Source organism: Agromyces sp. NPDC055658 (assembly GCF_053618155.1).
This window is the reverse complement of record NZ_JBSHHD010000004.1, coordinates 149800-170956: the sequence shown is the minus strand read 5'-3', so window position 1 is coordinate 170956 and position 21157 is coordinate 149800. Positions and strand designations below refer to the sequence as shown.

Here is a 21157-nt window from a genome sequence, read left to right as displayed (position 1 = left end):
GCGACGAGCAGCGATGGTCTCGTCGCGCTCCCTCGTCGGTGCGGTGCGGCGGATCAGCCGCCGCTCATGGTGCGTGCGATGTCGGCGGCCGAGTCGCCGGCCCGGCGCAGCACGTACGCCACGAGACCGAGCGCGATGAGCGTGAGCACGAGCATGATCGTCGACACCGCGGCGATCTCGGGCCGCAGGCCGCTGCGCAGCGCGCTCAGCACGTAGACGGGCCACGGCGTCGTGCCCGACACCTGCACGAACGCGGCGATGACCGTGTTGTCGAGGCTCAACGTGAACGACAGCAGGAAGCCGGCCAGCACGGCGGGCATGGCGAGGGGCAGCGTCACGCGGCGGAACGTGTTGAACGGCTTCGCGTAGAGGTCGGCGGAGGCCTCCTCGAGCTGCGCGTCCTGGCCGACGAGGCGGGCCCGGACGAGGTACGACACGACCGCGACCGAGAACAGCGAATGGCCGACCACGAGGCGCACGATGCCGTCGTTGAAGATCGCGAGGCCGAGATCCTGGCCGAGGAACACCATCCACGGCAGCAGGGCGACGGCGTCGACGATCTCGGGGGTCACCGAGACGAGCAGCAGCAGCCCGAGGAACCACCAGACCCACTTGCCGGGATGCCTCGCCATCGCGATGCCGGCGAGCGTGCCGAGCAGCGTCGCCACGATCGCCGCGATGAAGCCCGTCTGCACCGAGATCCAGACGGCGTCGCGGATCGCGGGCTTCGAGGCGATCGCGAGGAAGGAGTCGAAGCCGAAGGCCTGCCATGACACGAGGAGGCGGCCGACATTGAACGACGACAGGATGATGACGACGATCGGCGCGAACAGGAACGCGAAGACCGCGACGCCCCACACGTTGAGCACGATGTCGGACCACGGGCGGCGTCGCCGGTGCTGCCGCACCGCGGCCGGGGTCGTGCCCGGGCCTTTCGACTGCTCCGGCGCCGGGGCCTGCTGCTGCGGCTGGGACTGCTGGACGGTCATGCGGAGACCTCCTCGTCGGCCGGCGCGGGCCGGGAGCGGATCGCCGCGATCGCCGTCGTCACCGGGCGAGCCGGTGCGGCGTTCGCCGCGTCGCCGATCACGAGCCGGTTGCGCGAGCGGAACGGCAGCGTCACGAGCCACACGACGAGCGCGCCGACGGCGACGGTCAGCATGATCACGATGATCAGGAGCACCGCCATCGCCGAGCCGAGCGCCCAGTTCTGCGCGGTCTGGAACTGGCTCGCCACGAGCTGGCCCACCATGTTGCCCTTCGCACCGCCGAGCACGGTCGCGGTGATGTAGTCGCCCATGAGCGGGATGAACACGAGCAGCACGCCCGCGACGACGCCCGGCCGGGCGAGCGGCAGGGTCACCCGGAAGAACGTCGTCCACTTGCCGGCGCCGAGGTCCTTCGAGGCCTCGCGCAGCGGTGGGCCGACCCGGTCGAACGCGACGAACAGCGGCAGGATCATGAGCGGCAGGTAGTTGTAGACCACGCCGAGCAGCACGGCCCCGCGGGTGTACAGGATGTCGAGCGGGCCGCCGATGAGCCCGACCTGCTGCAGCGTCGTCGACAGCCACCCCTCGGGTGCGAGGATGACCTGCCAGCCGATCGTGCGCACGAGGAAGTTGGTCCAGAACGGCACCATCACGAGCGCGACGAGGAGGCCCCGCCGGGCGGGCGACGCCTTGACCGCCATCCAGTACGCGACCGGCAGGCCGACCACGAGGCACAGCAGCGTGCCCGCGATGCCGACCCACAGCGTGTTCTGGAACGTCGCGAAGAAGGTCGGCGACATCGCCTCGGCGTAGCGGTCGAACGACAGCACGTCGTTCGCGTGCGTGCCGAAGATGCCCGGCTTGTAGCCGAAGCTGAACCAGATCACCATCGCGACGGGCGCGACGAAGAAGATCAGCAGCCACGCCCACGCGGGGATCGCGAGGGCGGCGCCGGACCTCTTACTCACCCGCCGCCGCCTTCGTCGCGTTCCAGATCTCGACGATGCGGGCCTGCGCCTCGGTGACCGCGCCCTCGTTCATGGTCTCGATCTGTTCGGGCGTGAAGAACACGAGGTCGAGCATCGGCAGCTCAGCGGCCTGCGCCGCCTCCTCGATGCCGGCGACGCCCGTGTGGTAGCCGATGTAGTCGAGCTCGGCGAGCGAGTTCTCGGGGTCGAGCACGTAGTTGATGAACGCGTGCGCGGCCTCGGGGTTCGGCGCACCGGTCGGGATCGCCCAGTTGTCCATCCAGATCTCGGTGTCGGGCGAACCGAGCACCCACTGCCAGCGGTCGGGGTCGCCCGACTCGAGGATGCCGATGCGGGCGTCGCCGTTCCACGCCTGCAGCAGTGCGTGCGTCGCCTGCGGGATGGCCGCACCGCCCGGGTAGGAGTCGAAGGCCGACACGTGCGGGGCGAGGGTGTTGACGAGGTAGTCCTCGGCGGCGTCGAGCTCGGCGGGGTCGGTCGTGTTCCAGTCGACGCCGTTCGCCCAGAAGTAGAGGCCGGTGAGCTCGGCGGGGTCGTCGAGGAGCGACGTCTTGCCGCTCGCCTCGTTCTGCGCGGCGTCGAGGAAGTCGTTCCAGTCCTTGAGCTCGCGCGTGATGACGGTCTTGTCGTAGACGAAGCCGGTCGTGCCCCACGCCTTGCAGATCGAGTAGTCGTTCTCGGGGTCCCATGCGCGGCCGACGAAGGCGGCGTCCATGTGCTCGAGGTTCGGGATGAGGTCGTGGTTGAGCTTCTGCAGCAGGCCGTTCTCGACCATCTGCGGGATGAACGTGCCGGTCGGCACGACGATGTCGAAGCCGCTCGTGCCCTTCGCGGCGACGAGCTTCGAGATCATCTCCTCGTTCGAGTTGAACGAGCTCAGCGTGATCTTCGGTCCGAGCTCCGAGGTGAACGCCTCGAGCACGTCGGGCGCGTCGTAGTCGCCCCACGTGTACATCGAGAGCTTCGACTCGAGCGGGCCGCCGGTCGCGACGGGGGCGGCCTGGGTGCCGCCCGTCGAGCACGCGGCGAGGAAGCCGGTCGCGCCGGCGGCCGCGGCGAAGCTCAGGAACCGGCGGCGGTTGAGCTCGCGGCCGATGACCTTCGCGGCGCTCTCGTGAGCGAGGATGCGGACGGTGGGGAGGGAATCGGTCATCGGAGTCTCCTGGTGATGGGAAGGGATCGCGGTTCAGGGGTGGAGGTCGCAGACGTGCGCACGGCGACGGGATGCCCCGTGGCCGGCGCTGCGGGCCGGCTCAGGCCGTCGGCGGGGCGACGTAGCCGCCCGCGCTCGCCGCATCGTCGGCGGGGAACAGCAGCACGCTCTCGGCGCGCCACGAGCACTCGACGGGGTCGCCGACGGTGAGGTTCGGCGCCTCGGGGGTGGGGCGGCGCACGATGAGGCTCTGGTCGTCGCCGAGCCGCACGAGGTACTGCATGGTCTCGCCGAGGTGCGAGACCCCGAGCAGCGTGCCGCGCGCGAGGTTGACCTCGGCCGAGGCATCCGACCGGGCCGCGGCGATCTCGACGAACTCGGGCCGCACCGCGGCCTGGCCGTTCGCGAGCCCCGCGAGCTCGGGCGCCGTACCGCGCACGAGCGCGTGGGTCGATGCGACGGCCGCGCCGCCCTCGGCGACCTCGCCGCGGAAGAAGTTCTGCTGGCCGACGAACGCCGCGACGTAGGCCGAAGCGGGCCGCGCGTAGACGGTGTCGGCGTCGGCGAGCTGCTCGATGCGGCCGTCGCGCATGATCGCGATGCGGTCGCTCATCGAGAGGGCCTCGCCCTGGTCGTGGGTGACGAACACGAACGTGATGCCGAGGCGCGACTGCAGGAGCTTCAGTTCGAGCTGCATCTCTTCGCGCAGCTGACGGTCGAGCGCACCGAGCGGCTCGTCGAGGAGCAGCACCGACGGACGGTTCACGAGTGCGCGCGCGAGCGCGATGCGCTGCTGCTGTCCGCCCGAGAGCTGGGTCGGCTTGCGGTCGGCGAATCGGCGCATCTGCACGAGGTCGAGCGCCTCGACCACGCGGTCGCGCACCTCCGACCTCGGCGTGCGGCGCTGCTGCAGGCCGTAGGCGACGTTCTCCGCGACCGACATGTGCGGGAAGAGCGCGTAGGCCTGGAACACCGTGTTCACGTCGCGGCGATAGGGCGGCACGCCGAGCACCGAACGGCCCGAGACGCGGATATCGCCGGCGTCGGGCTGCTCGAACCCGGCGATCATGCGCAGCGTCGTGGTCTTGCCGCAGCCCGACGGGCCGAGCAGCGAGATGAACTCGCCCGGTTCGATCGTGAGCGACATGCCGTCGACCGCGGTCGCGTTGCCGTAGCGCTTCGTGACGGCATCGACGACGACCGTGCCGGGCGCCTCGCCGGTCGTGGAAGTGGTCGGCTTGGACTCGATCGTGGCTGCGCTGGTCACGGTGCGGCACCTCTTTCACTCGGACGCCTCGTCGCGTTCGTCGCCATTCAATCCGCGCACCCGACCGGACGCAAACGCGCGACGCCCGAACTGGACGAACCAGACGAACCCGCGACCGGCATCGGACAGACCGTCCGGTCGGTGCCCGGACGGTCGGTGGTGCGGAATGCCCGGGCGGCGTCGGGGCTCGCGGTGATCCGCGCACCGTGCCGCCCGGGCCGTCGGTTCAGGCGCCGGGTGTCGCGCTGCGTTCCTCGAGCTCGCGCCGGCGCGCACGCTGCTGGACGCGGCCCGCGAGGAGCACGCAGCCCACCGCCACGAGGTAGGCGCCCGCGACCGTGCCGCCGCCGAGCTGCGAGAGGAAGAGCAGCGGCACCTGGACGAAGGGCAGGGCGATCGCGAGCCAGAGGCCGACCCGGCGTGCGCGTACGAGCGAGACGCACAGTGCGATCGAGCCGATGAGCCACAGCGCATTGGCCGCCATCGCCACGATCGGGAAGAACTCGAGGTCGACGCCGTTCACGGCGCTCGTGATGGTGCCGACGGTGAGCAGGACCGTGCCGACGGCGGCGACGATCGCGCCCCAGCTCGATCCGGCGTACCGGGCCAGTCCGAGGAAGAGCACCGCGAGCGCCCAGAGGCTGACCGTGAACATCGCGAGGATGACCCGGGTCCGCGGATCGATCGTCGGATCCTCGTCCTGCGGGAAGAGGATCTGCAACGTGCCGATCACGATCGACAGGGCTCCGGCGGTGAGGGCCGCGGCGCCCGCGAGGCGGTGGCCGACGCGGCCGGGCCGGGGGTAGGCGGCGCCGGCGGGCCGCGTGCCGGCCGTGGGACGCGGCGATGGGCGGAGCTCCCGGTCGGGCGCTGATCCGGATTCGGTGAGGGGTGCCATGTCGGCCTTCCGTTCGAGTTCGAGGCCGGCACGATCGGCCGGCGATGCGACGCTACGGACGGCCAGCAGGCGCCGGCATCGTCCGAGGGTCGACGGGCGGCTCGACTCGCGGGCGGCCCCGGATACGACTCGGATCGGGGCCGAATGCCGACCTTCGTCGCTGTCGTGGGTGCCGTTCCTCGGCCTAGCATCGGAGCGTGACGAGCCGGCACCCCACGAGTGAGCGCGCGCGCGACGAGCACGAGGTGCTCCGCCCGATCGCGCCCGGCGCCCGCGGCTGGCGCGCGTGGACCACGCCGTTCGACCTCGCGCTCGCGGGCGGTATCGCGCTCTGGGCGGTGCTGGAGGCGCTGCTCGTTCCCTCGGCGAACGTCGTCGCCCAGCTCGGCTTCGCGCTCGCCGTCTCGCTGCCGCTCGTGGTGCGGCGTCGGTTTCCGGCGCTCGTGATGCTCGCGGTCGCCTGCGCGCTGCTGCTGCACGCCGCGACGAGCGGGCCGGACGCGACCTTCAACCCGTTCCCGAGCCTGCTCGTCGCCACCTTCACGGTCGCCGAGCGCATCGCGGCGTGGTGGCGGGCCGCGCTGCTCGGCCTCGTGCCGATCGCGGCCATGCTCGGCGCCCACGTCCTCGGCTACTTCGGCTCGCCCGGCATCGAGACGGCCGGCACCGTCTTCCTGGTGTTCTTCGTCGGCGCGACCTGGACGGCGGGTCGCGTGGTCCGCCATCGCGCGCTCACCCTGCAACGCACGCGCGACAGCTCCGATCGCCTGGCCGCCGACGCGGTCGCCGCCGAGCGCGTGCGCATCGCACGAGAGCTCCACGACATCGTCGCGCACGCGCTCTCGATCGTCGCGTTGCAGGCCGGGGCCGCCGAGCAGTTCCTCGACAAGGACCTCGACCGTGCGCGACGCCATCTCACCCTCACGCGAGGCACCGCGCAGTCGGCCCTCGACGAGATGCGGCACCTCCTCGGCGTGCTGCGCGAGGACGGGGCGGTCTACGCGCCGCAGCCGGGTCTCTCGGGCCTGCCCGAGCTCATCGCGGAGACCGAGGCCGCCGGGCACGAGTGCCGCCTCCATGTCGACGAGCCGGCGCGCGACATCCCCGACGGCCACGCCCTGGCGGTGCACCGCATCGTCCAGGAGTCGCTCACCAACGTCCGCACCCACGCCGCTGGAGCGCCCGTCGAGGTGCGGGTCTCGCGCGACGAGCGGGCGGTCGTGGTGGCGGTCGTGAACGGGGCGCCGACGGTCGTCCGCCCCGGTGCCCCCGGCAGCGGGCGTGGACTGCCGGGCATGGGCGAGCGCGTGCGGGTGTACGGCGGGTCGCTGGAGGCGGGCCCATCCGGGGCGGGCTGGCGCGTCGCCGCGAGCCTTCCGCTCGGCCCCCTGCCGATCGGATCGCACGCGTGAGCGGCCCCCGGCTCCTCGTCGTCGACGACCACGCGCTCGTACGCTCGGGCATCGTCGGTCTGCTCGAGGCGGCCGATCTCGAGGTGGTCGGCGAGGCGGGCGACGGCATCGAGGCCGTGGAGCTCGTGCGCCGGCTCCGCCCCGACGTCGTGCTCATGGACATCCGCATGCCCGGCCTCGACGGCATCGAGGCCACGCGTCGGATCGCCGGGGCGCCGGGAGCGCCGCGGGTGCTCGTGCTCACGACCTTCGACCTCGACGAGTACGTGTACCGCGCACTGCAGGCCGGCGCCTCGGGATTCCTGCTGAAGGACGCACCGCCCGACCGGCTCGTCGACGCCGTGCGCACGATCGCCGGGGGCGAGTCGCTGCTGGCGCCCTCGCTCACCCGGCGGCTGATCGAGCGCTACCTCGCGGCGCCGCCGCCCGACGCGCGCGCGACGGCATCCGTCGACCTCACCCCACGCGAGCGCGAGGTGTGGTCGCTCATCGCGCGCGGGCTCTCGAACCACGAGATCGGCGCTGAGCTCTTCCTCAGCGAGGCCACGGTCAAGGCGCACATCACCCGCCTGTTCGTGAAGCTCGGTGTGCGCGACCGGGTGCAGGCCGTCGTCGCCGCCTACGAGTCGGGGCTCGTGCGACCCGGCGAACACGCGGCAGGCGGATAGCTCAGGCGAAGCCGAACAGCGGCGGGAAGACCACGACGAGGATCGCGGCCCACGCGAAGTACACCGGGAGCATCGCGGTCTGCCAGCGCTCGAGCGCGCCGAAGCCCGTGCGACGCCGCAGGAAGCCGACCTGCAGGCGCATCGCCCAGGCGAGGTTGACGAGCAGGATGAGGTTGAGGCCGAGCGACGCGGTCTTGTTCGCGCTGAAGCCGAACTCGCCGGTGCGCCCGAGCATCGCGATGAGGACGACCACGTCGAGCACGAGGGCGCTCGCGAGCATCAGGGCCTGCAGTCGGTCGAACCACCCGGGCGGCAGCAGCGGGTCGCGCGCCGAGATCGAGTAGACGAGGAGGCCGACCACCACGACGAGCACGGCGTCGAAGGCGATGAGCAGGTCGCGGCTCGCGTCGACGAGGTTCCACTGCACGAGCGCCGCGACGACGAGCGCGAGCAGCAAGAGGGTGAACAGGGGTGTGAAGACCTTCGTGAGCACGGGGGCGATGTTCTCGATCACGCGCTGCTTCGCCCCGACGAGCCACGCCGCGACGAGCACCGCTCCCGCCGCGCCGAGCGGCAGCACCCACTCGCCCACGAACTGCATCACGTCGACGCCGATCGAGGCGAACACCGCGACCGTCAGCGCCGAGAGCGCGCCGCCGCCGAGGGCGATGAGCAGGTAATAGACGAACCACTCGCCGCTGAAGCGCACGACGTCCATGCGGGTGCGCTCGTCGCGCCAGCCGCTGCCGGCGTAGGCGATGCCGACCGCGAGCCAGAGCACGACGAACGAGCCGATCATCGCGATGATCTCCGTCGCCGCGGTGATCCCGGCGACCTCGGATCCGGCGGTGGCCGTGTCGGGAACCGTGAACGGGTAGAGGTTGAGCGCGAGCCCGGTGACGAGGAAGACGGCGCCCACGGTCGCGAGCACCCCGAGGGAGGGCCGGCGGCGCCACGCGAACCAGAGCGCGAGGAACGGCAGCACGATCACGGCACTGTTCAGCACGACCTGGGCGGGGTCGTCGGTCGCGAGGTCCACGGCCTTCACGGCGAGGCCGGCGCCGGCGCCGAGCGCCAGCGCGACGGCGAGCCCGTTCGCCCGGCGGTGGAACGGGAGGGGACGGGCGGCGTCCTCCTCATCGACGGCGTCGGTGCCGCCGTCGCCCGTCAGCACGAGCTGCTTCCAGAGCCGCTCGGAGTGCTCTCGTGCGTACTCGCGGGAGAGATCGTCGGTCGCGCCGAGGCGCTTCACCGCGACCAGGAACGCCTCGTCGGGGGTGAGCCCGGCGGCGACGAAGTGGTCGACGGTGTCGTAGAGGTGGCTCTCGAGCTCGGCGAGGTCGGTCGCGCTCATCGCATCGTGCCGCTGCATCCATCGCCGCCACGAGGCGACGAGCGCGTCGAGGTCGGTCGGCAGGTCGTGGGGCGCGTCGATCGGCACGTCAGACCTCCCCGAGCGCGAGGCGCAGCCGGGGGCCGTCGTCGGGCCACACCTTGCTCAGCACGTCGCCGACGACCGACCACTGCCGGCGCTGCTCGGCGAGCACCGCCTCACCCTGCTCGCTCAGGCGGTAGTGCTTGCGCGGCCGGCCCGAGTCGCTCTGACGCCACTCGGAGTGCACGTGCCCGAGTCGCTCGAGCCGGTGCAGGAGGGGGTAGAGCATGCCGTCGCTCCACTCGAGCTCACCGCCCGACAGGGCGGTGATCCGCTGCAGGATCGCGTACCCGTACGACTCTCCCTCGGCGAGGATGCCGAGCACGACGGGGGTCGCGGCCGCCGCGACCAGGTCTTTGCCGATGCGCATGACCGTCTCCATACCTTGAGCTGCTAGATACCTAGAACTGCAAGGTACCACGATGGCGCCGGTGGAGGCGAGCGGCGGCCAACCGGTGGCGCTTCTTCCGTGCCGCAGAAATACCGCAGAAGTTCACCCCCTGGATCGTCGATGCGGCCCGTCCCGGCGGGCGCAGCATGGGTTTCACGACGAGCGGACGCCCCGCCACGAGGCATCCCGCATCACGACCCCGCACGACCGAAGGAGCACGACGATGAGCACCCCCACCCGCCCCGGCGACCAGACCCAGACCGCTGCCGAGCTGCAGCTCGAGTGGGACGCCGACCCGCGCTGGGAGGGCGTCAAGCGCGACTACACCGCCGAAGACGTCATCGCGCTCCGCGGCCCCGTGCGGGAGGAGCGCACGCTCGCCAAGCGCGGCGCCGAGAAGCTCTGGGAGAACATCCAGAAGAACACCGGGAACGCGTTCGAGCGCATGGAGGACCCCGAGTGGTCGGCCGCGCTCGGCGCCCTCACCGGCAACCAGGCCGTGCAGCAGGTTCGCGCGGGCCTCAAGGCGATCTACCTGAGCGGCTGGCAGGTCGCCGCCGACGCGAACCTCTCGGGCCAGACCTACCCCGACCAGTCGCTCTACCCCGCGAACTCGGTGCCGGCCGTCGTGCGCCGCATCAACAACGCGCTCCTCCGGGCCGGCCAGATCGAGACGGATGCCTCGGCCACGGGCATCGCCGACTGGATGGCGCCGATCGTCGCCGACGCCGAGGCGGGCTTCGGCGGACCGCTCAACGCCTATGAGCTCATGCACCAGATGATCGAGGCCGGAGCCGCGGGCGTGCACTGGGAGGACCAGCTCGCGAGCGAGAAGAAGTGCGGGCACATGGGCGGCAAGGTGCTCATCCCCACCTCGCAGCACATCCGCACGATCAACGCGGCCCGCCTCGCGGCCGACGTCGCGGGCGTGCCGTCGATCATCATCGCCCGTACCGACGCGCTCGCCGCGACGCTGCTGACGAGCGACCACGACGAGCGCGACCGCCCGTTCGTGACGGGCGAGCGCACCGCCGAGGGCTTCTACGAGGTGCAGAACGGCATCGAGCCGGTCATCGCCCGCGGCCTCGCCTACGCCGAGTACGCCGACCTGCTCTGGGTCGAGTCGGCCGAGCCCGACCTCGAGCTCGCCCGCCGGTTCGCCGAGGCCGTGCACGCGAAGTTCCCCGGCAAGCGCCTCTCGTACAACTGCTCGCCGTCGTTCAACTGGAAGCGCCACCTCGACGACGACCAGATCGCGAAGTTCCAGCGGGAGCTCGCGTCGATGGGCTACGCGTTCCAGTTCATCACCCTCGCGGGCTTCCACGCCCTCAACCACTCCATGTTCACGCTCGCCAAGGACTACAACGAGCGTCACATGTCGGCCTACGTCGAGCTCCAGGAGGCGGAATTCGCCTCGGAGGCGGCCGGCTACACCGCCACGCGCCACCAGCGCGAGGTCGGCACCGGCTACTTCGACCAGATCGCCACCGCGCTGAACCCGCAGAGCGCCACGCTCGCCCTCGTCGGATCGACCGAGGAAGACCAGTTCAACCACTGACGCATCCGTCGGTCGAGGAGGCGCGAAGCGCCGTATCGAGACCACCACACCGGTCTCGACACCCGCTCCGCGCTCCTCGGCCGGCACGTCGCAAGGAGACGAAACCATGAGCACCATCACCCTCGAACGCGCCGAGACCGAACCGCGCACCGCGACGGGCAGCTTCGCCGTCGTCGACCCGCGCATCGAGATCACCGCCCAGCTCGGCGAGCGGTACGACGAGATCCTCACGCCCGAGGCGCTCGAGTTCATCGCCGAGCTGCACGACCGGTTCGCGCACACCCGGCACGAGCTGCTCGCCGCCCGGCTGCAGACCCGGGTCGACGCCGCGAACGGGCGCGACCCGAAGTTCCTGCCCGAGACCGCCCGCATCCGCGAGGACCGCAGCTGGCGCGTCGCCGGCGCCGGCCCCGGCCTCGAGGACCGCCGCGTCGAGATCACCGGCCCGACCGACCGCAAGATGGCGATCAACGCGCTCAACAGCGACGCGAAGGTCTGGCTCGCCGACCAGGAGGACGCGACGAGCCCCACCTGGCGCAACGTCGTCGAGGGCCAGCTGAGCCTGTTCGACGCCCTGCGCGACCGGCTCGAGTACACGAGCCCCGAGGGCCGGCAGTACCGTCTCGAGCGCCCGATCACGGAGACCCCGACGATCGTGTTCCGCCCGCGCGGCTGGCACCTGACCGAGAAGCACCTGAAGTTCCACGACCGCTCGGGCCGCGCCATGCACGCCTCGGGCTCGCTCGTCGACTTCGGGCTCTACTTCTTCCACAACGCACGCCGGCTCATCGAGCTCGGCCGGGGTCCGTACTTCTACCTGCCGAAGCTCGAGTCGCACCGCGAGGCGAAGCTCTGGAACGACATCTTCGTGTTCGCGCAGGACTACGTCGGCATGCCGCAGGGCACCGTCCGGGCGACGGTGCTCATCGAGACCATCCAGGCCGCCTTCCAGATGGAGGAGATCCTCTTCGAGCTGCGCGACCACTGCGCGGGCCTCAACGCCGGTCGCTGGGACTACATCTTCTCGATCGTGAAGACGTTCCGCAGCCGGGGCCGCCGCTGGGTGTTCCCCGACCGCACGCAGATCACGATGACGGTGCCGTTCATGCGGGCCTACACCGAGCTGCTCGTCTCGACGGCGCACCAGCGCGGTGCGTATGCCATCGGCGGCATGAGCGCGTTCATCCCGAACCGCCGAGACCCCGAGGTGACCGAGCGTGCGCTCGCCGCGGTGTCGGCCGACAAGCGCCGAGAGGCCGGCGACGGGTTCGACGGCACCTGGGTGGCGCACCCCGACCTCATCCCGACGGCACGGGCCGAGTTCGACGCGGTGCTCGGCGAGCGGCCGAACCAGCTCGACCGCCTGCGCGAGGACGTCGAGGTGACCGGTGCCCAGCTGCTCGACATCCCGTCGGTGGGTGGCGCCGTCACCGAGGCGGGAGTGATCGACAACATCCAGATCGCGATCCGCTACATCGAGTCGTGGCTGCGCGGCATCGGCGCCGCGGCGATCGAGAACCTCATGGAGGACGCGGCGACGGCCGAGATCTCGCGGTCGCAGATCTGGCAGTGGCTGCACGACAACACCGTCACCGCAGAGGGCACCCGCATCGACCAGACGTACATCGTCGGGGCGATGGGCGAGGCGGTGCGCAGCCTGCCCCGATTCGAGGGCGACCGCTTCGACGACGCCATCCAGGTGTTCCGCTCGGTCGCGCTCGAGCCCGAGTTCCCCACGTTCCTCACGCTGGGGGCCTACGCCCGGTTCCTGTGACGGGCTGATCGAGGGGATGCCTCGGCGGGACACGATCCCGCCGAGGCATCCTTCTGTGCCGCGGTGGTCTCGAGACGCTGCACTCGACCGCTCGACCGCTCGACCGCTCGACCGCTCGACCGACCGACGCCGATCACCGAGCGACCGCGGTCAGCGCAGGGGCACGCCCACGTCGCTTCCGCCCTCGGGCGTGAGACGCCGGTTCATCGCGAGCAGGGTCGGCGCGGGGGCGAAACCGCCGGCGAAGAGCGCCTCGCCCTGGCGGAACCACGGCGAGCGCGCGACGAGCGCGGCCGGCGCATACCCGAAGTACTCGGCGATGCCCGCGAGATCGATCGGCGAGCTCATCTTCATGAGGGCGAGGTTGTCGCACTGGGAGACGATGCCGGGGTGCACCTTCGACGGTCGCTGCGTCGAGATGAGCAGCCAGAGGCCGTACTTGCGGCCCTCTGCGGCGATCTGCTCGATGCGGTCGCGCACCGCGATCGCGAGGGGCGACGTGAGCGCGGGGGAGCAGAGGTTGTGCGCCTCGTCGATCACGAGCAGGGTGGGCCGCCGCTCCTCGCGCCGCTCCCAGAGCTCCTCGAGCACCGACAGCGCGACGACGAGGTGCTGGTCGGGCGTCGAGAACCCGCCCAGGTCGAGCACGGTCGCGTCGGCGCGTTCGTCGATGACGAGCGTCGCCTCGCGGTCGTGGCCCGCCCACACCTCCCAGTTCAGCAGGCCCATGTTCTCGATGCGAAGGCCGAGCGCACGACGCACGGGATCGTCGGAGCCGAGCAGCTCGGGCAGCACCTCGTCGGGCTCGTCGGCGCTGAGCGTGTCGCCGAGATGCACGACCGCATTGAACTCCTCGCGGTCGGCGACCGGGTCGAGGCGGAGCACCGCGGCCTTCGCCTCGAGGCTCAGGGCGGGGAAGCGGGCGCGCAACGGATCGGCGCCCGGCGTGCTCGGGCGCAGCACGCGGATGTCGCGTTGGCCCAGCAGTTCGGCCGTTGGCCCGCTCGCGCCGGGGTTGAGCTCGCCGAGCCGCACGAAGTCGGAGTTCGGGTCGAAGACCACGACGGGCAGCGCGGTGTGCGCGATGAGCTGCTCGAGCACGACGCCGAGGGCGTACGTCTTGCCCGACCCGCTCTGCCCGCACCAGAAGGTGTGCCGGTTGAAGCGATGGCTGAGCAGTCGCGCCGGGCGGATCGGCGGGCTGAGGTTCACGCCGATCTCGAGCGTCGCGCCCATCGCCGCGTGCACGAGGTCGATGGTGTCGGCGTCGGCGATCTCGACCACGGCGTCGGAGAACGGCGAGCCGCCCCGAGGGTCGAACCGGGTGCCGTCGATGATGCCGATCAGGCGACCGAGCACGGCGTCGGGCTCGCCGCCGGCCGCTCCGCGCTCCTCGACGATCGCGAGGTGCCGCCGGTCGTCGGCCGTGACGAGCAGCAGGGTGCCGGCGGTGAACGGCGTGCCGGAGGCATCCGCGATCGTGAACGATCGCCCGTCGTCGGAGCGGGCGAGGAGCGGCGAGCTGCGGTCGGCCATGCGCCGATCATGGCACGGCGGGTCCGACCGGCGACAGGACTTCCCGGCGACGCGCCGGCATGGCCGTCGTGCGCACCGCGGCGTCGCGGGCGATCGCCGACGTCACGTTCGGCGCGCTGCGGGCGATCGCCGACGTCACGTTCGGCGCGCTGCGGGTCGTGCTCTGGCAGAATCGCGGCGTGAGCGCCGTGACCGAACTCCTCATCCGCCCTGCGGCCGCGACCGATGTCGAGCCGCTCGCGGAGCTCGCCGCCGAGACCTTCCCGCTCGCGTGCCCGCCGCACACGACGGCGGAGGCCGTCGCCGACTTCGTCGCGCGCAACTTCCTGCCCGAGCACTTCGCGAGCCACCTGGCCGACCCCGATCGCATCGTGCTCGTGGCCGAGCGCAGCGACGGGACGTCGGCCCGGCTCGTCGGATACAGCATGCTCGTGGGCGGCGAGCCAGGCGACGCGGATGCCGCCGCCGCGGTCGCCGCCCGCCCGGCGATCGAGCTCAGCAAGTTCTACACGCGTGCCGACGAGCACGGCGGCGGCATCGCCGCGCCGCTCATGGCGGCGACCCTCGACGCCGCCGGGGCGACCGGTGCGATCGCGTGCTGGCTCGGCGTGAACGAGCAGAACGCCCGGGCGATCCGCTTCTACGAGAAGCACGGCTTCGCGAAGGCCGGCCGCAAGCACTTCACCGTCGGCGGCCGCCTCGAGAACGACTGGGTGCTCGCGCAGCCGCTCGGCTGAGCCGCCGCGCCGCGAGCGGTCACCGGGAGTTCAGGCGGGCGAGGGGGATGCCGCGGCGCGAGCCGCGCGCCGGGCGATCCAGGCCGTGCCGAGGCCCGAGACGAGGAAGATCACAGCGAGCACCGTCCAGCCCCAGAGCCCGTTCGAGATCGCGGTGGCGTTCACCACGAGGGGTGCCGCGAGCGCACCGACCGAGTAGCCCATGCCGAACACGCCCTGGTAGGTGCCGGCGCGCACGGGGTCGGCGAGCTCGAAGCTGAGGCCCCAGCCGCCCGCCTGCGAGAGCACCTCCGCGAAGGCGTGCGCCAGTGCGGCGATCACGAGCACGGTGACGGCGAACCCGGTCGGCAGCCCTGCGGCCGCGGCGTACACGAGGCACGCCCCGGCCATGAGCCACGCGGCGATCGCCGAGACGCGACCCGCGACCCGCAGGTCGTGCGTGCCGCGCGACATCGGCACCTGGAAGACGACGACGATCGCCGTGTTGAGGATGAGCAGGGCGGCGATGAGCACCTCGGGCGCGGACGTGTCGCGGGTGATCCACAACGGCACGCCGAGCTCGCCGACGCCGAACTGCATGCCGAAGATCGCGCTGAGCACCGTGAGGGCGAGGTAGCGCGGGTCGCGCCACGGCGAGTGGGCGCGCCAGTTGCGGCGCTCCTCGGCGATCGCGTCGGCGGTGGCCGCGGCATCCACGGAACCCGTGGCGGTGACCACGTCGGCGACCGTCGGCCGTGCCGGTGCATCGACGCGCGCGGGCAGCCGCACGAGCTGGAACAGGCCGAGCAGGTAGAGCACGCCCGCGCCGATGATGAGCCCCCGGTACGCCTCGGCGGTGCCGAGCGCGAGGGCGAGGGCGCCGAGGCCCGAGCCGACCGCGATCGAGACGTTCGTGACGGTGCGCAGCACCGCCCTGGCGTGCACGCGCGACTCGCCCTCGAAGGCGCGCGCGATGATCGCGGAGCGGGTCGAGTTCGCGCCCTGCTCGAAGAACCCGCAGACCACGGCGATCACGAGTGCCGTCGCGAAGTCGCCCGCGAAGACGTACGCGATGAGCGCCACGCCCTCGACCGCGGTGAAGAGGATGAGCAGCCGCTTCGCGCTGAACCGGTCGGCGAGCCATCCGCCGGCGAACGACGCGACGACCCCGGCCGCGCTCGCCGAGGCGAGCACGATCGCGACCTCTCCCGGCGCGAGGCCGACGATCAGGGTGAAGTACAGCACCGTGACGGCGAGGAAGATGCCGCGGCCGATCCGCGAGATGAGGGTCGCGCCGACGAGGATGCGCAGCACCGGGTCGGCGACCGAGGCGGCGAGGCGGGCGCGCCAGGTGGGGCGTGCGCCCGGCGTCTCGAGAGGCGGGGATGCCTCGGAGCCGACGGCCGGCGTCGAGCCGGTGCCGGGAGCGGGGTCGGTGTCGGTCGGGGAGGTAGGGCTCACGGTTCAGTTCTGGCAGAGGCCGAGGCGCCACGAAATTGATGTAGCGTATGCCTTCATGTTGCGCTACGTGCTGAACGAGAACGATGTCGCAGCCGTGCGCTTCGGCATCTCGCCGCTCTCGGAGCTCGGCCTCTCGTTGCGCGCCGTGCGCGACCCGTCGCGGTTTCCGCTGCAGCTGCCCTGGGTCGCCCGCACCGAGACGGCACGGGCGGGTCTCGACCACGCCGTGCTCGCGGCGCTCATCGACGATCGCCTGTGGACGCCCGACTTCCTGAACCCGAGGCCGGAGTCGCCGCTCACCCGCCTCGACGACGAGCTCGAGGCGCTGCTCGAGACGCCGGCCGAGGTGTTCCGCCGCGACCTCGAAGCGGTGCACGGCGCGGTGCCCGCGGTGTTCGCGGGCTCGCACCGGGCGGCGCTGCGGCGCATCGTCGCCGCGCTCGACGAACTCTGGGAGTCGTCGTTCGCACCGTACTGGCCGCGCATGCGCGCGGTGCTCGAGGCCGACGTCGTGCACCGGGGCCGTCAGATCGCGCAGTCGGGCGTCGCGACGATGCTGAACGGCCTGACCAGCACGGTCGAGTTCGCCGACGGGGTGCTCGCGGTGCGACTGCGGCATCCGATCGAGCGCACCCGGGCCGTCGGCGGCTCGGGGCTCACGCTCGTGCCGACGATGTTCACGCGTCGCGCCTCGGCGCCGGTCGGCGACGGCCCGCCGATGCTCATGTACCCGGCCCGCGGCCAGGGCGCCCTGTGGGAGGCCGAGGACGTCGCGAACCCGGCGGCCGTCGCCGCGGTGCTCGGCGAGACGCGCGCCCGCCTGCTCTCGGCGCTCGGCGACCCCGCCTCGTCGACCGAGCTCGGGGTGCGGTTCGGCGTCACCGCGTCGGCGGTGAACCAGCACCTGCGGGTGCTCCGCGACGCGGGGCTCGTCGTCTCGACCCGGTACGGTCACAGCATGCTCTACCTGCGCAGCGAACTCGGCTCGTCGCTGCTCGCCGCCGGGCGGTGAGCGACCTCCCGCCGGTCAGGCGGGATCGGGCGCGATCCGCAGCACGATCTTGCCGCGCACGTGCCCGGCTTCGACGAGCCGGCTCGCCTCGGCGCCGTCGGCGAGCGGCAGCTCGCGGTCGACGTGCACGCGCACGGCCCCGTCGTCGATGAGGCGGGTGATGACCGCGAGCGTGCGGGCGTCGGGCGACACCGAGTACCCGGTGGCGCGCAGGCCGCGGGCCTCCGCGTCCTCCCGCATGGTCGGCCACGAGCCGGTCGGCACGTTCACGACCAGTCCGCCCGGGCGCAGCGCGTCGAGCGAGCGCACGCCCGTGTCGTCCTTCACGTTGCCGATCAGGTCGATCACGACGTCCTGGTCGCGGGCGACCTCCTCGAAGCGCTCGGTCGTGTAGTCCACGACGCGGCGGGCGCCGAGGTCGCGGACGAACTCGGCGTTGCGGGCCGATGCGGTCGCGGTGACGTTCGCGCCGAAATACGCCGCGAACTGTACGGCGAAATGGCCGACGCCGCCGGCGCCCGCATGCACGAGCATGCGCTGGCCGTCGTGCACCCGCGCCGTGTCGACCACCGCGCCCCACGCCGTGAGCGCGGCGAGCGGGACGGCGGCGGCGTGCGCGAAGTCGAGTGAGGCGGGCATCCGCGCGACGCTCATCGAGCTCACGCTGATGAGCTCGGCGAAGCTGCCGCCGGTGCGGGGCACCCGGCCCATGCCGTAGACCCGGTCTCCCGGCTGCAGCGGATGCGCCGCGTAGGGCACCTGCTCGACGATTCCCGCGAAGTCGTGGCCGAGCACGACGGGGAAGCCCGTGATCGCCGCCGCGGTGCCGCGGCCGGCACGCGTCTTCACGTCGATCGGGTTGAGGCTCGCGGCGACGACCCGCACGAGCACCTCGTCGCTCACCCGCAGTGGCCGCGGCACCTCGGCGAGGTGGAACTCGTCGGGGTCGCCCGTGCGGTCGATCACGAGTGCGTGCATCGTCGGGGCCTGCGTCGTCTGCGTCATGCGTCGTCCTCCCACCTCCATCATGCCGTCATCGCTAGGCTGCACTCAGCGTCGCGACGGGCTCGGCCCGACTGCGCCGCACGACGGCACGAGGGGAGCGCGATGCGACGGGTCTTCGGGGTACTGCGGGTGCTGGCCGCCGCGCTGATCATCACCGCGATCGTCGGCCAGTTCGTGAAGAGCCTCTCGATGGTCGAGGACCCGGGGTCCTTCGTGGTGAACTTCTTCAGCTTCTTCACGATCCTCTCGAACGCGCTCGCGGCCGTCGTGCTGCTCGCGGCCGCGTGGTTCGCGTTCCGGAGCGAGACCGACAGCCCCGGGTTCACGGTCGTGCGGGTCTGCGCCACGGCCTACATGACCACCACCCTCGTGGTCTACAACACGCTGCTGCGCGACATCTCGCTCGACCAGGCGACGACGGTGCCCTGGTCGAACGAGATCCTGCACGTCTGGGCGCCGCTCTATCTGCTCGCCGACTGGGTGCTCGCGCCCGGTCGTCGTCCGGTGCCGTGGCGGCGCCTCTGGACCGTCGCGCTCTTCCCGCTCGCCTGGGCCGCGTACACGATGCTCCGCGGCGCGATCGTCGGCTGGTACCCGTACCCGTTCCTCGACCCCGCCGTGAAGCCCGGCGTCGGCTACGACGGCGTGCTCGTGTACGTCGTCGCGATCGCCGCCTTCATCCTGCTCGTCGGTGCCGGGGTCATCGCGATCAGCCGAACGGCGTGGCCGTACCGCGGCGGCGCAGCCGAGGCATCCCCGGTCGTGGCGCCGGAGGCCGCCTCCGACGCAGACCGCGTCGACGCACGCTGAGCGGGGCTCGTGCCGGTCAGGTGCGGGGCGCGCGTTCGAGCCACCGCGCGAGGTGCTCGGCGAGCACCGCGTTCTGCCGGGCCTGGCCGGCGTCGCGCTCGGTGAGCATCGCCAGCGGTGCGCCGAGCGCTCCGGCCCAGTGCTCGGCGGTGGGCACGGGGTGCACCGGGTCGCGGGGCGCCGCGATGACGAAGGTGCTGACGCCGCGTCCGCCGAGGGCGGCGAGCTCGGCGTCGTTCGCGAACGCCCGGTTGCGGGGGATCTCGACGAGGCGCATGGCCCGCCGCGCCGCGTCGGGGGAGGTGAACTGCGAGAGCAGCCCCTTCGCCGCGGCGGGCGACTCGTCGGCGACCCGCTGGTAGAGCTCCCGCTCGCGGAACTCCTGGGCGCCCGCCGGGCCGGCGTCGATGAGGAGCTGTCCGATCACGGGGAACGCCCGCAGGTTGTCGGGCAGCGAGCGGTCGTCGAAGGCCGGGCGCACGAACACGGCCCGGTCGATGGGCAGCATGCCGCCGAGCAGAAGCCGCATCGCGATCGCGGCGCCCATCGAGAGCCCGATGACCGTCAGCGGCCCGTCGTCGTCGACCGGTCGCCCGGTCGTCTTCTCGACCTGCGCCCGCGTCGTCGCCGCGATCTCGGCAGCCAGTCGGTCGATCGCGAAGTCGGCCGGCTCGCCGACGGTGAGGTAGCCGCCGTGGGCGCGGACGTCGGGGGCGATGACGAGCTCGTCGTCGCCGGCGGCGGCGCGCACCGCCGGGGCGAACAGCTCGAGCGGCTGGCGGCGGTCGGCGCCGAGCCCGTGCAGCAGGAGCGTGGTCACGCGAGGGCGCCCGGACGGTAGAACGCGCGCGGGTCGGCGGCGCGCGGGTTTGGCCGGATCGCGGCCAGCAGCTCGTTCGCGAGCCCGACGAGGATCGCGATCTGGTCGTCGTCGCGGTCGACCCAGCGGCACTTCGGCTCGTCGTCGACGGGCACGAAGTCGGCGTGCTCCTCCCACACGACGAGGGTGCGCTCGGCGCCGAGCACGTACTGCTGCCACCAGACCTGTCTGAGGTACCCGCGCGGGATGCCGCGCCAGGGCTTCGACGTCGTCTTGATCTCGCACAGCTCGAGTGCGCCGTTCGGCGCCACCCGCAGCCCGTCGGGCGTCGCGAGGTGCCGCCGCTCGGTCTCGGCGTGGAACAGCAGCGTCGAGCCTTCGAGGCCGTGCGTCTGCTTCGCCCACTCGGCGATGACGGGCTCACGGGCGCGGCCGTGGTCGGTGTAGCGACTGCCGCCGAAGCTGTGCCGCGACCCGTGCAGCTTCTCGTGGGCGGCGGTGCGCACCGACTCGCGCGTCGCGAGCTTCGCCGCGTCGGTCGCCGTGATGCCCTGCGACCGGGCGCGCAGCCAGGCGACGCGGTCGCTCGAGTCGGCGACGACGCGGGTCTCGTGCGGATGCCTCGGCCGGGGTTCGGGCGGAGGAGCCCACGTGTCGCCCTCGAGGTCGAAGAGGGCGAACGGTTCTGGCACGTTCCGAGCGTACCCGCCGCCACCGTCGGATGCGGCGCGGCGTGCGGTCGTCGAGCGGGTTGTCGAGCGAGCGTCTCGAGACCCGCGCATCGTACGATCGACGGCATGGCCCGTGATTCGACGACCGCCGCGCGCGGCGCCCGCCCCGCGGCATCCCGTCCGAACGGTCGCCCCGCCACCGCGCCGACGTCGCCCGCCGGGAGGGACCTGTCGCGCCCGCTGCCCGCCGCGCTGAGCTGGGGCGTCCTCGCGGCCTTCGCACTGCTCGTCGCCGCGACGGTGGTGGCCGGGGTCGCGCCGTGGTGGATCGCAGCGTGGTACGGCGCGGTGTCGCTCGTCGCGTTCGCGGCCTACGGGCTCGACAAGCTCGCCGCGAGGCGCGGCTCGCAGCGGGTGCCCGAACGCACGCTGCACCTCCTCGACATCGTCGGCGGCTGGCCCGGTGCGATCGTCGCGCAGCAGCGGCTGCGGCACAAGACGCGCAAGCGCAGCTTCCGCCGCGTGTTCTGGGTCGGCGTCGTCGTCAACGTGCTCGCGCTCGGCGCGCTCCTCGCCTGGCTCGCACGGTAGG

The 21157-nt window shown here is 72.3% G+C and carries 20 protein-coding genes; 8 read left to right on the top strand and 12 right to left on the bottom strand.

Annotated elements, in window-relative coordinates; all coding sequences use genetic code 11:
• Positions 1–53: 53 nt before the first annotated feature.
• The 5 genes from ACWGPE_RS03840 to ACWGPE_RS03820 all read right to left on the bottom strand — a co-directional run bounded on the left by ACWGPE_RS03840 (position 54) and on the right by ACWGPE_RS03820 (position 5296).
• Positions 54–989, bottom strand: a complete 936-nt coding sequence (locus tag ACWGPE_RS03840; RefSeq protein WP_231432106.1) for an ABC transporter permease — start codon at positions 987–989, stop codon at positions 54–56.
• The gene (locus ACWGPE_RS03835) at positions 986–1957 is read right to left on the bottom strand and encodes an ABC transporter permease (protein ID WP_231432105.1); all 972 of its coding nucleotides are present in this window, start codon (positions 1955–1957) and stop codon (positions 986–988) included. Before ACWGPE_RS03835 ends, ACWGPE_RS03840 begins: the two co-directional genes overlap by 4 nt.
• On the bottom strand, positions 1950–3131 hold the full coding sequence (locus tag ACWGPE_RS03830; protein WP_231432104.1) for a polyamine ABC transporter substrate-binding protein: 1182 nt from the start codon (positions 3129–3131) through the stop codon (positions 1950–1952). Before ACWGPE_RS03830 ends, ACWGPE_RS03835 begins: the two co-directional genes overlap by 8 nt.
• A 100-nt stretch (positions 3132–3231) precedes the next feature.
• Entirely contained in the window at positions 3232–4398 is a 1167-nt protein-coding gene (locus ACWGPE_RS03825) for an ABC transporter ATP-binding protein (protein ID WP_452048180.1), read from the bottom strand.
• 226 nt (positions 4399–4624) lie between these two features.
• Complete coding sequence (locus ACWGPE_RS03820; protein WP_231432102.1) at positions 4625–5296, bottom strand: hypothetical protein; 672 nt, start codon at positions 5294–5296, stop codon at positions 4625–4627.
• A 197-nt stretch (positions 5297–5493) separates the two neighbouring features.
• On the opposite strand from ACWGPE_RS03820, the gene ACWGPE_RS03815 reads away from it, so the two are divergent.
• Positions 5494–6708: a sensor histidine kinase gene (locus ACWGPE_RS03815; protein WP_452048179.1), complete on the top strand. Its 1215-nt coding sequence runs from the start codon at positions 5494–5496 to the stop codon at positions 6706–6708.
• On the top strand, positions 6705–7376 hold the full coding sequence (locus ACWGPE_RS03810; RefSeq protein ID WP_231432100.1) for a response regulator: 672 nt from the start codon (positions 6705–6707) through the stop codon (positions 7374–7376). The genes ACWGPE_RS03815 and ACWGPE_RS03810 overlap by 4 nt, the downstream gene beginning before the upstream one ends.
• A 1-nt stretch (position 7377) precedes the next feature.
• On the opposite strand, the gene ACWGPE_RS03805 is transcribed toward ACWGPE_RS03810, so the two are convergent.
• Together ACWGPE_RS03805 and ACWGPE_RS03800 are read right to left on the bottom strand one after the other, a co-directional pair.
• Positions 7378–8817 (bottom strand): permease prefix domain 1-containing protein, encoded by a 1440-nt coding sequence (locus tag ACWGPE_RS03805; RefSeq protein WP_376930918.1) that lies wholly within the window; start codon positions 8815–8817, stop codon positions 7378–7380.
• A gap of 1 nt (position 8818) precedes the next feature.
• The gene (locus ACWGPE_RS03800) at positions 8819–9181 is read right to left on the bottom strand and encodes a PadR family transcriptional regulator (protein ID WP_452048178.1); all 363 of its coding nucleotides are present in this window, start codon (positions 9179–9181) and stop codon (positions 8819–8821) included.
• Between the two features lie 244 nt (positions 9182–9425).
• Here ACWGPE_RS03800 and aceA point away from each other — a divergent pair, with 244 nt between their 5' ends.
• Together aceA and aceB are read left to right on the top strand one after the other, a co-directional pair.
• Complete coding sequence (gene aceA, locus ACWGPE_RS03795) at positions 9426–10760, top strand: isocitrate lyase (RefSeq protein ID WP_231432097.1); 1335 nt, start codon at positions 9426–9428, stop codon at positions 10758–10760.
• A gap of 106 nt (positions 10761–10866) precedes the next feature.
• Positions 10867–12534, top strand: coding sequence for a malate synthase A (gene aceB, locus ACWGPE_RS03790; RefSeq protein WP_452048177.1), 1668 nt, complete (start codon positions 10867–10869; stop codon positions 12532–12534).
• 150 nt (positions 12535–12684) lie between these two features.
• Here the strand turns inward: aceB and ACWGPE_RS03785 are convergent, their stop codons facing one another.
• The gene (locus ACWGPE_RS03785) at positions 12685–14070 is read right to left on the bottom strand and encodes an ATP-binding protein (protein ID WP_452048176.1); all 1386 of its coding nucleotides are present in this window, start codon (positions 14068–14070) and stop codon (positions 12685–12687) included.
• Between the two features lie 59 nt (positions 14071–14129).
• Between ACWGPE_RS03785 and ACWGPE_RS03780 the strand changes: the two genes are divergently transcribed.
• On the top strand, positions 14130–14807 hold the full coding sequence (locus ACWGPE_RS03780) for an N-acetyltransferase family protein (protein WP_452048175.1): 678 nt from the start codon (positions 14130–14132) through the stop codon (positions 14805–14807).
• Between the two features lie 30 nt (positions 14808–14837).
• Here ACWGPE_RS03780 and ACWGPE_RS03775 read toward each other — a convergent pair whose 3' ends face one another.
• Complete coding sequence (locus ACWGPE_RS03775) at positions 14838–16247, bottom strand: MFS transporter (RefSeq protein ID WP_452048174.1); 1410 nt, start codon at positions 16245–16247, stop codon at positions 14838–14840.
• 55 nt (positions 16248–16302) lie between these two features.
• On the opposite strand from ACWGPE_RS03775, the gene ACWGPE_RS03770 reads away from it, so the two are divergent.
• A complete protein-coding gene (locus ACWGPE_RS03770; RefSeq protein ID WP_231432092.1) occupies positions 16303–17259 on the top strand; it encodes an ArsR/SmtB family transcription factor in 957 nt (318 codons plus the stop codon).
• 15 nt (positions 17260–17274) lie between these two features.
• Here ACWGPE_RS03770 and ACWGPE_RS03765 read toward each other — a convergent pair whose 3' ends face one another.
• Positions 17275–18264 (bottom strand): NADP-dependent oxidoreductase, encoded by a 990-nt coding sequence (locus ACWGPE_RS03765; protein ID WP_452048173.1) that lies wholly within the window; start codon positions 18262–18264, stop codon positions 17275–17277.
• Between the two features lie 102 nt (positions 18265–18366).
• On the opposite strand from ACWGPE_RS03765, the gene ACWGPE_RS03760 reads away from it, so the two are divergent.
• Positions 18367–19074 carry a Pr6Pr family membrane protein gene (locus tag ACWGPE_RS03760; RefSeq protein WP_231432090.1) on the top strand — a complete coding sequence of 236 codons (708 nt, stop codon included), beginning with the start codon at positions 18367–18369 and terminating at the stop codon, positions 19072–19074.
• Between the two features lie 16 nt (positions 19075–19090).
• Here the strand turns inward: ACWGPE_RS03760 and ACWGPE_RS03755 are convergent, their stop codons facing one another.
• Together ACWGPE_RS03755 and ACWGPE_RS03750 are read right to left on the bottom strand one after the other, a co-directional pair.
• Positions 19091–19894: an alpha/beta fold hydrolase gene (locus tag ACWGPE_RS03755; RefSeq protein WP_231432089.1), complete on the bottom strand. Its 804-nt coding sequence runs from the start codon at positions 19892–19894 to the stop codon at positions 19091–19093.
• The gene (locus tag ACWGPE_RS03750; protein WP_374201150.1) at positions 19891–20586 is read right to left on the bottom strand and encodes a YqaJ viral recombinase family protein; all 696 of its coding nucleotides are present in this window, start codon (positions 20584–20586) and stop codon (positions 19891–19893) included. Before ACWGPE_RS03750 ends, ACWGPE_RS03755 begins: the two co-directional genes overlap by 4 nt.
• A gap of 105 nt (positions 20587–20691) precedes the next feature.
• Here ACWGPE_RS03750 and ACWGPE_RS03745 point away from each other — a divergent pair, with 105 nt between their 5' ends.
• Complete coding sequence (locus tag ACWGPE_RS03745) at positions 20692–21156, top strand: DUF1294 domain-containing protein (RefSeq protein ID WP_376930924.1); 465 nt, start codon at positions 20692–20694, stop codon at positions 21154–21156.
• Position 21157: the final 1 nt, after the last annotated feature.